10 protein-coding genes, 5 tRNA genes and 1 pseudogene are annotated in these 13,314 nt (G+C 42.0%); 2 read left to right on the top strand and 14 right to left on the bottom strand.

From position 1 onward, the window contains the following. Positions 1–136: 136 nt before the first annotated feature. From L1D55_RS21020 to L1D55_RS21010, 3 genes are all read right to left on the bottom strand, one after another. Positions 137–1,531 (bottom strand): sensor histidine kinase, encoded by a 1,395-nt coding sequence (locus tag L1D55_RS21020; protein ID WP_239918708.1) that lies wholly within the window; start codon positions 1,529–1,531, stop codon positions 137–139. After that, on the bottom strand, positions 1,528–2,193 hold the full coding sequence (locus L1D55_RS21015; RefSeq protein ID WP_032498470.1) for a response regulator transcription factor: 666 nt from the start codon (positions 2,191–2,193) through the stop codon (positions 1,528–1,530). Before L1D55_RS21015 ends, L1D55_RS21020 begins: the two co-directional genes overlap by 4 nt. A gap of 80 nt (positions 2,194–2,273) precedes the next feature. Beyond that, positions 2,274–2,747, bottom strand: a complete 474-nt coding sequence (locus tag L1D55_RS21010) for an NYN domain-containing protein (RefSeq protein ID WP_008219741.1) — start codon at positions 2,745–2,747, stop codon at positions 2,274–2,276. A 249-nt stretch (positions 2,748–2,996) separates the two neighbouring features. On the opposite strand from L1D55_RS21010, the gene L1D55_RS21005 reads away from it, so the two are divergent. Continuing rightward, positions 2,997–3,536, top strand: a complete 540-nt coding sequence (locus tag L1D55_RS21005; RefSeq protein WP_128164417.1) for a DUF4174 domain-containing protein — start codon at positions 2,997–2,999, stop codon at positions 3,534–3,536. 30 nt (positions 3,537–3,566) lie between these two features. On the opposite strand, the gene cobA is transcribed toward L1D55_RS21005, so the two are convergent. The 10 genes from cobA to L1D55_RS20955 all read right to left on the bottom strand — a co-directional run bounded on the left by cobA (position 3,567) and on the right by L1D55_RS20955 (position 11,844). Further along, positions 3,567–4,337 (bottom strand): uroporphyrinogen-III C-methyltransferase, encoded by a 771-nt coding sequence (cobA, locus tag L1D55_RS21000; RefSeq protein ID WP_239918707.1) that lies wholly within the window; start codon positions 4,335–4,337, stop codon positions 3,567–3,569. 327 nt (positions 4,338–4,664) lie between these two features. Further along, positions 4,665–5,480 (bottom strand): formate/nitrite transporter family protein, encoded by an 816-nt coding sequence (locus L1D55_RS20995; RefSeq protein WP_128164421.1) that lies wholly within the window; start codon positions 5,478–5,480, stop codon positions 4,665–4,667. Between the two features lie 122 nt (positions 5,481–5,602). Further along, positions 5,603–5,926 (bottom strand): nitrite reductase small subunit NirD, encoded by a 324-nt coding sequence (gene nirD / locus L1D55_RS20990; protein ID WP_239918706.1) that lies wholly within the window; start codon positions 5,924–5,926, stop codon positions 5,603–5,605. 15 nt (positions 5,927–5,941) lie between these two features. Further along, entirely contained in the window at positions 5,942–8,500 is a 2,559-nt protein-coding gene (nirB, locus tag L1D55_RS20985; RefSeq protein WP_239918705.1) for a nitrite reductase large subunit NirB, read from the bottom strand. Positions 8,501–9,173: 673 nt separating this feature from the next. Beyond that, positions 9,174–9,247 (bottom strand) — tRNA-Cys (locus L1D55_RS20980). Positions 9,248–9,311: 64 nt separating this feature from the next. Beyond that, positions 9,312–9,398 (bottom strand) — tRNA-Leu (locus L1D55_RS20975). Between the two features lie 80 nt (positions 9,399–9,478). Continuing rightward, positions 9,479–9,554: transfer RNA gene (locus tag L1D55_RS20970), tRNA-Gly, on the bottom strand. A gap of 35 nt (positions 9,555–9,589) precedes the next feature. After that, positions 9,590–9,663: transfer RNA gene (locus L1D55_RS20965), tRNA-Cys, on the bottom strand. Positions 9,664–9,730: 67 nt separating this feature from the next. Beyond that, positions 9,731–9,817, bottom strand: a tRNA-Leu gene (locus tag L1D55_RS20960). Between the two features lie 314 nt (positions 9,818–10,131). Beyond that, on the bottom strand, positions 10,132–11,844 hold the full coding sequence (locus L1D55_RS20955; RefSeq protein ID WP_239918704.1) for a citrate lyase ligase: 1,713 nt from the start codon (positions 11,842–11,844) through the stop codon (positions 10,132–10,134). Positions 11,845–12,256: 412 nt separating this feature from the next. On the opposite strand from L1D55_RS20955, the gene L1D55_RS20950 reads away from it, so the two are divergent. Continuing rightward, positions 12,257–13,045, top strand: a complete 789-nt coding sequence (locus L1D55_RS20950) for a lipase (RefSeq protein WP_239918703.1) — start codon at positions 12,257–12,259, stop codon at positions 13,043–13,045. Positions 13,046–13,072: 27 nt separating this feature from the next. Here L1D55_RS20950 and L1D55_RS20945 read toward each other — a convergent pair. Continuing rightward, positions 13,073–13,294, bottom strand: a pseudogene (locus tag L1D55_RS20945) (transposase); the annotation flags it as partial. Positions 13,295–13,314: the final 20 nt, after the last annotated feature.

Below are 13,314 nucleotides of genomic sequence, written 5' to 3'. Positions count from 1 at the left end.
TCAAGCTAAAGCGTAATTAATGGCTACGCTTTAGCTATAAACAAAAAAACGCCACAGCATTTGCTGTGGCGTTTTTTATGGATTTTAAGAAGTACTAGATAAAGACTCCCGCAGAATATTGACCGGAGCGGCAAAATCAATTAGCGGGCTCACTAATCGGGAACATTAGATTCACTCTGAGCCCCCCACTTTCTCTATTCTCTGCCGTCACATGGCCATTCATCACAACCATTGCCTCTTTCACGATGGCAAGGCCTAGACCGTAGCCACCAGACTGCTTGTCTCTTGCTGATTCAATACGAGTAAACGGATCAAAAATGCCTGCAATTTTGTTATCAGGGATACCTTCTCCATCATCTTCTACAGAAATGACACTGTAACGTTGATCGATTGTCATTTCATACGTCGTTACCGAAATATGAGCATGCTCACCTGCATACTTAATCGCATTGCCAACTAAATTCCCGATTACTCTTAACAGTAACCGCTCATCAATGTTCACCATCGAGGTCGGTGTCTCTAAATCCCCCACCAGCGTCTGATTAGGCTTTAAATCATTTTGCATTTGCGCGATAAGCATCGAACAATATTGTTCTAGATGCATCAAGCTAAGCTTGGAATCGTAGCGAGAGGTTTCTAAGCGACTAAATTCGAGGATCTCGCCCACTAGCTTATTCATCTCTTCGGTTTCACTCTCCATACGGTCTAGCAAACCAGCGCTCTTATCATCGACCTTGTTACGTAATAAATGCAGTGCGAGGTTTTGCCTTGCTAAAGGGGTTCTCAGCTCATGTGAGACATCTCGAATCAAGCGGCGTTGCTTCTCTGCCAATGATTTAATCTCAAATGTCATATGATCAAAATCCACCGCGAGTTCATTAAACTCTCTGGTGTTGGATTTCAACTCAGAGACGACTTGCACTGAGAAATCACCTTCGGCTAAACGTCGGCTAGCCTCTCTCAAACGATCCAAAGGTTGCTGAAGCCTCCGAGCCATAATTAAAGAGAACAAAGACAAGATGATGAAAGCGATGAATACCTTCATCAATGACGAATACAAACCAAACGAATTTGCGGGGTGGAATCGGTGCGGTAATTGGATAACTAAGCTATTACCGTTTTCTAAAGGTAGGCCGAAGATCGGCCGATTCACAACGGCATCCAATTGATGATCCAACGTTCTTAAGAAACGTAACTTGAACTCAAAGTGAGGGTGCATGTGTCTATGTGTTAACGGATGATTATCTTTGTCTAAAACAAACAAATAATACTGTTGAGCATTGGCCCAGTCAGCCAACTCATCCATATCACCATCTTCGATTAGCACATTGGCTTGATAAGCAAGATCCAACATTTCTTGCTTAACAGAATCAGGCACCTTAAGTAGTGCCTTCATCAACGCTTTTTCTGCAACCGCTTGAAAAATAAAGATACTGACAAGGATGATCGTCAGATATGAGAAAAGTTGAAACGTTAATCCATCTTTACGCTTGGCAATGAAGTCGGGGCAACGTATTAGCTTGGTACTCATGCTCCAACCGACTCTAGGTAGCTATATCCTTTGCCACGAACCGTTTTAATGTGCTGTTTAGACAAGCCTGCCTGTACTAACTTACGGCGGATATTGCTGATGTGCATGTCTAGATTGCGATCAAAGGGACACAGCTCTTTCTTTAAGACATGTATTTGTAAGTCAGACTTAGATACAACAATGCCGTCATTCTTAATCAAATAATCAAGCAGATCTTTTTCTGTACCCGTTAGGGGTAAACGAGAGATCTGTTCACACAAACCATGGTTAGATGAAGCTAGAGACTGTCTCTGACGCTCAAATCCAACTCGACGTAAGATAACCTTGATACGAGTCAATAGCTCAGGAACATTGAAAGGTTTAGCGATGTATTGGTCGGCACCCGCTTGATAACCATCAAGCATCGATGCATCGTCATTGAGTGCCGTTAACATCAAGATAGGCGTAGCGAAACGCTGACAGATGCGCCTTGCGACTTGAATGCCGCTGAGGTTAGGCAGCATCACATCAAGCAACACTAAATCCACAGGATTGGATTGGATAAACTCTAGCGCAGCCTCGCCACAATGAACGGTATCAACGTGATACCCCTCGTTCTCTAGAACTTCACCCAATAATTCACACAACTGAATATCATCATCAACAACTAAAACGCGCGACATCATACAAACCGATAAATAATAATAGTTTGCATTTTAATTATCGTTATCATTGATTTCAATTATAAAATGAGAGATTTACTCTATAGTAAGAAATCTTTTTCAATCGGAACGAACTTTGACGCTGAATCGATAAGGTTTTGAGCAGTAAGACCTGGTACACCGTACACTTCCACTTTTTTACCAAAGCGTTGTTTTATTCTTTCCACAAGGATCTCAAAATCCCCATCTCCAGAAACTAAAACGATCGTATCCACATTCTCTGCTAGTTCGATGGCATCTAAGGCAATACCGACATCCCAGTCACCTTTCGCACTGCCATCACGACGCTGAATAAATGGCTTCAATTTCACATCAAAACCCACACCGCGCAGAATATGATGGAATTGACGCTGCTTAGGATCTTGACTAGAAATCGCATACGCATGAGCCGCAACAACATTTCGACCTTCTGTTGCTACATACCAAAATTGGTTGTAGTCAAAGTTAGAGCGATATTTGTCTCGTGTTGTGTAGTAGACGTTTTGAACGTCGACCAAAATAGCTATGTTTTCCATAAATTCATACCTTTAGATTTTCGGTATACCCTATTCTATTCAACCCTAAAATGCGAGTCGCTTTATCTAATAAAAATGAACCTGTTGGCTATGGTTAACGTAAATCTAAGCATGTTTAAGGCAATCCTAACTATGCTTAATAGATGTCTATCAAATTGGATGCTAGTCCTTGTCTTTGATAACAGTCTTACAAGCGCTAGCAATTAGAGATACAAGTAAAGCTAACAAGCTACTAAAGGGAGGTTGGCTATGCTACACCGACAAAAACACAAATCGCACGGAAGCATCAGCAACACCGCAAGGGTCGCTCTAGTTCCTTCCAGTAGTTGGTTAACTTTGCTCAAACTAATAACTGTTAGCACCGCGTTGATTTTGAGCCTCACCACTCATTCAGTGTTTGCTTATCCAGCCTACTCCCATTCACAACCACTGCCTCATCGCAGCGTCATTTACTTCGCCCCGGAAGAAGACTCTGTGGTAAAAGAGTTTCTTAATGAAGTCTTGATCAATAACTGCCAATTGGACGAACGTGATGTCGTCATCATGGTGATAGCTGAAAGCGGATATACCGTCCCGACTTGGCTGGAGGAAGAGTTTAACTTAGAAGCAGTCACCAGCATCTATGAGATTCCCAAAGGATCTCACACTGCAGTATTAATTGGTAAAGACGGAAAAGAGAAGCACAGATGGAATGGTAAAACGGATTGGAACCTCATCACCAACATCATTGATGAAATGCCAATGCGCCAACAAGAAATGCAGCGACAAAACAGCCGCTGCAGTATCTAATTCAAAACATAAAAATTTGGTGAGACTCGACTACTTGTTAAACCAGTCAAGTTTTTCATGGAGTTGCGCCACACTACCAACAACAATCAAGGCTGGGCTCGTCGCGACGCTAGCCAGGCTTGCTAAATCACTCAACCCACCTCGAAACACCTTCTGTTCTTGGCGTGTGCCATTTTCGATAATCGCTACAGGCATATCCGCACGCATTCCGTTATCAAGCAGGTTCTTTTGAATATTCGGGCTCTCTTTTAATCCCATATAGAACACGATGGTATGATTGTGTTGCGCCAGAGACTGCCAATCAATGTCTTCACCGTCTTTTTTAAGATGGCCAGTAATAAACTGAACACTTTGAGCGTGGTCGCGATGCGTCAGTGGAATCCCCGCATAAGCCGTAGCACCCGCAGCGGCTGTAATACCTGGAATGACTTCAAATTTAACGTCGTTCTCGGCAAGCGTTTCACACTCTTCCCCACCACGTCCGAAGATAAATGAGTCACCACCTTTAAGGCGAACGACGTGCTTGTTTTCCTGGGCTTTAGTGACCAGTAGTTGGTTAATTTGGTCTTGTGGAACACAGTGGTGGTCGAGCTTTTTACCCACATACAACATCTCTGCTTCTGGGTTTGCCATCGCCAAGATATCTTTTGATACCAAACGATCGTAAACCAGTACATCCGCTTGTTGGATGACACGTGCTGCTTTTAAAGTTAACAGGTCTGGGTCACCAGGCCCTGCACCAACCAGTGATACAAATCCATTTCTTTCTTTATTAACATTCGATGGCGATACTTCTGACATACTTTGCTCCGAAAGTTAGCTTGTTATATTTCAAGCTTAATTCTGTTTGATAATTCATCATTCAATGAATCATCAATATCCCTACTTCTTAGACTATCAGTTGTTGCCGTAAAACTTCACGATAAATTCTAATCAAGATAGAAGTTTATATAACAAAACAATCTATTACGTTGGAAAACACTGATATTTGCACCATTCCCGAGCACATGTAGCCCAACTTAGGTGCACTGATATCTGAGTAGAGAGTGTTGAGATCAAAAAAGCCCCAAATCAATAGTTTGGGGCTTACACACTTTATCAATTACTCATTAACCTAGAGTATTCGACTTACTTAGCGCCTAGAGAAGGAGCTGTTCTAGCGTGAGTTAGGAATAGTGGAACACATGTTAGGAACAAGCCACCAACGATGTTACCTAGGATTGTTGGGATAAGGTTGAAGTTCAACCATGTCGCGATACCGAAGTCAGCGCCAAGAATCATACCCAGTGGGAATAGGAACATGTTTACTACTGTGTGCTCAAATACTAGTGCGAAGAAGATGAAGATTGGGAACCACATCATTGCTACACGGCCAGATACAGTGCGCGCTGTCATGTTACCAATTACACCAAGACAAACCATTAGGTTACAGAAGATACCGCGAACAAAACACGTGATCCATCCGTCCATACCCATGTTTTCAAAACCTAGGCTACGGCCAGTTGAAACTGCGATGAACTTCTGAGCAACAGCGTTTGGCTCTAGAGAGAAGTTACCTGTTAGTGAAACCGCAACTAGGAAAGCAACAATCAGAGAACCGATAAGGTTACCCAGACCAACAAGACCCCAACAGCGTAGAATACGACCCCAAGTGATACCTGGACGGTTATCGAATTTCGCTAAAGGTGCAAGACCAAATACACCCGTTACTAAGTCGTAACCCATTACACTAAGAATAACGAAACCAACTGGGAACACGAGTGCGCCAACAATACCGATACCTGTTTGAACGATAGTCGTGATAGCCACTACAACCGCAAGAGAAAGGATAATACCAGCCATAGTGCTTCGGATCAGAAGATCGCGAGTACCCGTCTTGGTTTTAGCTTCACCTACATCGATCATTGTTTGAACGAATTCTGCCGGTTTAAAATCAGTAGACATAAGGTTGTCCTTAAAAGTTAAATTTGAAAGTTAAAATTGGATAGGAAAAGGTTCTAGTTGCCGAGTTAAGGCAATATCGATAACTAGAACCCTTGAACTATCAAATCTTACTCATCGAAAGATTAAGCAGAGATTTCTACAGCGCCTTTAGTCACACGAGCTTTGTACGCTTTCACGTTGAAGTTCTCGTCCTCCATGCACACACCTGTTGTCAGGTTAAAGCGTTGCTTCTTAAGTGGACTAGCCACCCAAAGCTCGTCTTGGTGCTCTACAATCAAACCACGAGATAACACGTTAGATTGAAAGTAAGGGTCTGTATTGCTAATCGCTAGCACTTCTTCAGCTTTTGTTGGGCGGAAGATAGCCACTTGCTCACCAGCCACCAATGCACAAACACCTGTACCTGGGATAATGTCTTCGATCTTACAAACTTTGGTAAATGCCATGATGTCGTCTCCCAATTAAACCAGTTCAACGTGAAGGATATCGCCCTTCGCTTCAGGGTGTTTCTCTGTGAATGTCGCAGGACGGTGTTGTTCACGGCCATCATCAACAAACACAACGTTATCATCACGGTCATCAGCGTTGATGAAGTGAGCGAAGCGCTTAAGTTGAGCTTCATCGTTGATAGTGTCTGTCCACTCACAAGCAAAGTTGTCTACAAGGCCAGCAATATCAGCTTCAAGTTGGTCGTTGATACCAAGCTTATTGTCGATGATAACTTCACGTAGGTAATCCACACCGCCTTCTAAGTTATCCATCCATACCGAAGTACGTTGTAGCGGAGCAGCCGTACGGATGTAGAACATCATGAAACGGTCGATGTACTTGATTAGCGTTTCTTGGTCTAAGTCGCTTGCTAGTAGGTCTGCGTGACGAGGCTTCATACCACCGTTACCACATACGTACATGTTCCAACCAGCATCAGTCGCGATAATACCTAGGTCTTTACCTTGAGCTTCAGCACACTCACGAGTACAACCAGACACACCAAACTTCATCTTATGAGGAGTACGGATGCCTTTGTAACGGTTCTCGATCATCACACCAAGACCAACTGAATCTTGAACGCCGTAACGACACCAAGTAGAACCAACACATGTCTTAGCCATACGAAGTGCTTTTGCGTAAGCTTGGCCCGTTTCGTAACCTGCTGCGATTAACTTCTTCCAGATTGCTGGTAAGTCATCTTTTTGAGCACCGAACAGACCGATACGTTGTGCACCAGTGATCTTAGTGTAAAGGTTGTATTCAGCCGCAACATCAGCCAGAACGCTTAGCGCTTGAGGTGTTACTTCACCACCCGCCATACGAGGGATAACAGAGTAAGTACCGTCTTTCTGCATGTTACCTAGGAAGTTATCGTTGGTATCGTGCAGTTTCACTAGCTCAGGCTTAAGGATGTGTTCACCCCAGCAAGAAGCAAGGATAGAACCAGCTAGAGGTTTACATACTTCACAGCCGTAACCTTTACCGTATTTCTCTAGTAGCTCATCGAATGTTTTAATTTCTTCAATGCGGATTAGATGGAAAAGCTCTTGGCGAGAGTAAGCAAAGTGCTCACACACATCGTTCTTAACTTCTACACCAGCTTTAGCAAGTTCAGCATTAAGTACTGAAGTTACTAGTGGAATACAACCACCACAGCCAGTACCCGCGCCCGTTACTGCTTTAATATCACCGATTGTGTGGTGACCTTCAGCAACCGCTTTAGCGATCTTGCCTTTCGTTACATCAAAACAAGAACAGATAACTGCAGATTCAGGAAGAGAGTCTGCACCAAGTGTTGGTTTTTCAGCACCAGCGTGTGCAGGCAGAATCAACGCATCTGGATGTTCAGGTAGGTCGATTTCATTCAGCATAAGCTGTAGAAGATCGCCGTAGTCAGACGTGTCGCCAACCATTACTGCACCTAGCAGCTTCTTGTTGTCTTCAGAAACGATTAGACGCTTGTAAACTTCTTGCTCTTCGTTTTGATAAACGTAGCTCTTACAACCAGGAGTACGACCGTTAGCATCACCGATAGAACCTACTTTCACACCTAGAAGCTTAAGCTTCGCAGACATGTCAGCACCTTCGAATGTACTTTCGTTACCAACAATGTGGTCAACGGCAACTGTCGCCATCTTGTAACCAGGAGCAACTAGGCCGTAGAACGTTTGGTTCCATGACGCACACTCACCGATCGCGTAGATGTCTTTATCTGTTGTTTGACAGTGGTCGTTAATCTCGATGCCGCCACGAGGCGCGATACCCAGACCCATTTGACGAGCAAGTTTGTCTTGAGGGCGGATACCTGCAGAGAATACGATGAAATCTGTTTCTAACTCAGTACCGTCTGCAAAGCGCATCACGTTACGAGCTTCAGTGCCTTCAGGAGCAATCTCAAGCGTGTTCTTGCTTGTATGTACGTTTACGCCCATACGTTCGATTTTTTGGCGAAGTTGGTTACCACCCGCTTGGTCAAGCTGCTCAGCCATTAGCTTTGGAGCAAACTCAACAACGTGCGTAGTTACGCCAAGTGCTTTTAGTGCGCCTGCCGCTTCAAGACCAAGCAAACCACCACCAACAACAACGCCAGATTTAGAATTCTTAGCGGTTGCTTCGATAGCTTTCAAATCTTCGATTGTGCGGTAAACGAAGCAGTCTTTACCTTCGTTACCTTTGATTGGCGGAACAAATGGGTATGAACCAGTAGCAAGGATTAGCTTGTCGTATTGAATTTCACGACCAGTGCTTGAGTAAACTGTTTTCTTTTCACGGTTAACGTTAATTGCACGCTCACCGATCAGCATGTTGATGCCGTGTTTCTCGTAGAAACCTTCTTTAACTAAAGAAAGTTCGTCCGCAGTATGGTGTGAAAAATAAGAAGAAAGGTGTACACGATCATAGGCTACGCGAGGCTCTTCACAGAAGACTGTGATGTCCATGTTAGCAACGTCTGTCTTCTCGACTAAATCTTCGATATAGCGATGGCCTACCATCCCGTTACCGATTACGACTAGCTTCATCTTGCTCATAAGAATTCCTGAAGGTTATATATTTCTTAACTAAGCGAATAATGAATTATGAAAGAAAATGAAAATATGATGTAAATCAATTACGAAATCGAACTACCCAAAAGGGGTAGAACAAAAGAGGTAGAAGTGGCTAAATTTAAGCCATAGCAAACGAATAACCGTAGATTAGATAAGGTTTAGAGTGATTCAATAAGCAATCAAACACACAATTAAGATTGTTGTAATATTTCACAAAAGACTAGCAACAACGTAAGTAAATGACAATCATTTTCATTTGTAGTCATAATTACGATAATTAGCGACTAAAGCACGATGCGTTCATGAGCAAGTGTGTATAAATATGAAAACCTTAGTGATGAAATACTACCGGTGCACTACTTAAATTCCCTATCCAGATTTTCACACGTAATCATTGCTCATAACCGTTTACTGGCTTAACCAATAAATAATGTTCAGCAGTGTTTCTGGTACACGACGATATCAGTCGCTCGACTCGCTCAGCCTACGCCTTCATATCGTGCAAAAACCGGTAATACGAGCTACTAAGATAGGAGCTATGAGATAGAGATGCCCTTTTGATAAACAGTAGGCAACGGAATTTGGAAAAGTCGATAGATAAGAATGCCAGATAGCAAAAAGGCCAGCATTTCTGCTGGCCTTTCAACTTGAATGATGGAGGCGCCTCCCGGAGTCGAACCGAGGTCCACGGATTTGCAATCCGCTGCATAGCCACTCTGCCAAGGCGCCTTCAATAGTGTTTTAAGAGAACAACTCTTTTGATTCCTACCCCGAAAGGTAACAACCAAATAGATGGTGCCCCGGGCCGGACTTGAACCGGCACAACGCGAACGTCGAGGGATTTTAAATCCCTTGTGTCTACCAATTCCACCACCAGGGCACGCAATTCTTTATTGCGATGCCGATTACTGAAAAGTAAAACACCATCTTAATGTCGAAATTAATCAACATTACAAAATTTGGAGCGATACATCGGGTTCGAACCGATGACCTCAACCTTGGCAAGGTTGCGCTCTACCAACTGAGCTAGTATCGCATTTTCATTATTCAACTCTAGATATCAGAGAGATATGGAGGCGCCTCCCGGAGTCGAACCGAGGTCCACGGATTTGCAATCCGCTGCATAGCCACTCTGCCAAGGCGCCTTTAATAGTGATTTAAGAGAACAACTCTTTGTTCATCACTCTACTTAAAAAGTAGAAACTAGATAGATGGTGCCCCGGGCCGGACTTGAACCGGCACAGCGCGAACGCCGAGGGATTTTAAATCCCTTGTGTCTACCAATTCCACCACCAGGGCAACGCAATAATGCATGCCTATTACTGAAATAGAACACCATCGCTCAGCAACCTAAGCCGTGAGAACGAAGTGTACTTTAACGGATGGAAAAATTTCGTCAACAATAAATTTTATCTTTTAATTCAAGTGATTAATTATCGCACTTTGGAGATTGAAATTACCACAGATTGCGCAAATGGCAAACACAAAACCAAGAGCATTCGTCTCAAGACGAATCTAAATCTCTGGTAAAATAATGGAATACCCTAAAAGTTCAAATAAAAAAGCCAGTCGGAAAACTGGCTTAGCGAGTTAATCAAAGACCTACAATCTTTTTAGTAGTTTTCTTTTAAAAATAAGTAGGTTGGTTTAGGTACTATTGCTTCAATACTCGTAAAATCTCTATTAGCTAGGAACTCTCTTACTTTAGAAGCACTGATCACAACACCATTTGTTGAAATACGCTCAATGATTTCAACTTCAATATCATATGATGGGAGCAGCTCCTGCATTTTTTCGTTGTATTGTTGGGTGATTTGACACTTTGGCTCATTCCCAAGGAATATCTTGCTAATATTCAGCGCCTTAGCTATGTACTCACAGAAAAACCATGCTTCCATCGATGCATCAGCCTTAGCCTCAGAAGTTTCTTTATCGAAGTAATCAGGGTAAGTCAGTTCAGTACAAATAAACTTTCCGCCTCGAATAACGGTGACGTTGCCAATATGCTTCGTACTTTCAAAAACTAATTTAAATCGGTCTTCAAATTTAAAGAAAGATTTATCTTCTTCGATAACGAAAATGAACAACTTATCGACACTCCTTGCGGCGTGTTCGATTAAGTGTAAATGTCCCTTAGTAATTGGGTTACAATTAACCGCTACGCTGCCTATAACACCTTCATTATCTGTAGCATGTTGATCCAATAACTCTAAGTAAGATTTCATTTCACAAGATTCAAGTGCTTGCGCAGTATGTCTGAACAGGAAGTACTTGAACTTTTCTAGAACACACAACATTCTATTATCCAAGTCGAATTGAGGCGTTATAGGTTCACTTTTCAACACAGGTATTAACTTGTTTGTTACGATCTCTCCCATTACCTTGTTCCCCTTAGGAGAGTAATGACAATGACGCGCATTTAAATCAATGAAAAAGTCGCCACCTCGGTCAACATCGTTAAGATCAATCGATAGTAAAGATGAATCTTCAACATTTTTGAATTCATCAAAGTTGAAAAAAACAATTACATCACCCTCCTTGATCTCCGTTTGTACCAAATTATTCATTGCTAGAAGCAAATTCATCCCTAGTACGCCATGATTTTCAACTCTTACATTATCGGTTACTTTATTAATGTTTTTCTGAACTTGACTGACAATCGTATTTTTGTCGCTCATACCATACGAGAAAGTTGTTGATGCTCCGAAGAAAAGCACTCGGCGATCTGCCGTTTCTGGTTGGCCTGTGGTTGCTCTAAACCCATTTTGTACTGATATCACTGAGTTATCATGATCAGATAAAGATACTTTGGTCGCTCTTACAATAGGTAATACATCACTAAACAACTCATCAATTTTGTTTTGCTCACCTTTGCTATAGAGCGATTTGATGTAAGTCGGTGGGCTATTCCTACGGCTCCAATCTCTTCGCTGCTTTAGATAGAGCTTGGTATTATTAATAAGGTCCCTTTCCTCTTTAGACAGTTTAGTTAAATGCTGTCCTCCACTTTTAACATCAATAAGTACTGAAGAAGCACCCTTGCTCGCAATGTACGATTTGATAAAAGCCACTTTATCAGAATCGTTCACACTTGAGTTTAAGATATCCAAGCTCTTTACAAGGTTAGTACTTTCACTGGTCGAATCTAATGACACTTCAAGCGCTTTAGATTTTTCTAAATCACCATTCATTAGATATAAATTCAATAACATGAAACAGTATTCATTTTTTTCGAATTTGTAGACTAACTCTTCTATCGTTCTAATAGCGTTTTTATAGTCTTTTTTTTGTACATATAGTTCAGCAAGCCTAAGGTTCTTAGACATCTTAATCTTTGAAGGTAGTATAGGAAGTAATCTATATAAGCTTTTTAATACCCCGTAAAACGTTAACTTATACGATTGACTTTTTGATAGCATGAATAGAACCTTTTACATTATCTTTAGATCTTCGAAATTTCGAAGATGCTATCATATTAAATTTCCAATAATGTAAGGTTACGTAAGGCATTGTATTTACCTGAGTTACAAACTGCATAACCTGAAAAATCTTACTTTTTAAACAACCCCAAGTTGTTATTAATAATTATTAAACAATATTACAAATTAATATCACAGCGGTTAATCAGAACCGTTTTAATACGAACTGAACGTCATTCCAACGTTTATTAACTCCCTTCATCTCTGCTTCACAATCTAGGGCTATAGTATTTAAGATACAGTTAAACGATGAGTTCCCGTGAAACCACTAAAAAGATACCAGTATGAGCGCTATGCCGTTCTTTGTAATCTCGCTTACTCTCGTGGGTTCAAACAAACTCGTTATGGGTTTGCTCCAAACGGTCAGAGAGTCATCAAAAATCAGTTTGGTAAAACCATGATTCGCGTGCTGTGGAGTAACGACAAAGATGAGGTAGTGGTCGTCATTAAAGGGTCGCACAGTGTTTCAGACTGGCTGCTTAACTTTGCTTTATGGACAAGAAGCTGCAAAAGAATTGGACTTAACTATGGAGTTCATGCGGGATTTTATCATCTGATGTTTCAAGAGAGCCAGCCGAGTCGAAATGAAGATAAGTTAGGTTTGAACGTGATCGAGCGGTTGGAAACGATTCTCGCGCCCTTATTAGAACAAGGCAAAAGAGTCGCGATTACTGGGCACTCTTCTGGCGGTGCGATTGGTTGTGTCTTTGCGGATTATTTTGACAAGAAATACCCGGGTTGCATAAAACGTATCGTGACCTTTGGGCAGCCTGCTATTGGTGATTGGAGCTTCAAGAAACATTATCGCTTGAGTAAAAAGACCTACCGCATATGTTGTGACATCGACATTGTAACCTTCATGCCACCAGTGCCTTTACTGTATTGGCATGTGGGAAAGATACTTTGGCTTTATAACGGGCGTATCTATGAAAATACACCGACTTTTATTCGCTTAGGGCGATCCCTCTTTAGTTGGTTGATTAGGCCATTCTCTTATCACTTGATGAGTAAATACATACGCAATAAAGACTTCTTTGATCAGCACTAAGACTCGCTCACCACCATAAAAAAAGGTTCATCGCGGCTTTCCGGGGAAAGCCGCTTTTATCTTCAAGAAGAAGTAGTCTGTATCTCGATACCCATACCCCATTCGCTTGATTAACTTTATTTTGTTGTTTATCCCTTCCAATGTGCAGGTGTTGAGCGGATAACTTGCCGATCCAATAATACCGTGAAGATAAGGCCTCAGTTTTCGTGCGAACTCTTTCAATGGCTTAATTCCACTTTCTTGCACTTGTGCCCACCATACCTATACCT

Source organism: Vibrio sp. Isolate22, from assembly GCF_022398115.1.
In the GTDB taxonomy this organism is placed as follows: domain Bacteria; phylum Pseudomonadota; class Gammaproteobacteria; order Enterobacterales; family Vibrionaceae; genus Vibrio.
The sequence above is the reverse complement of the archived record's forward strand: the minus strand, read 5'-3'. Positions and strand labels throughout refer to the sequence as shown.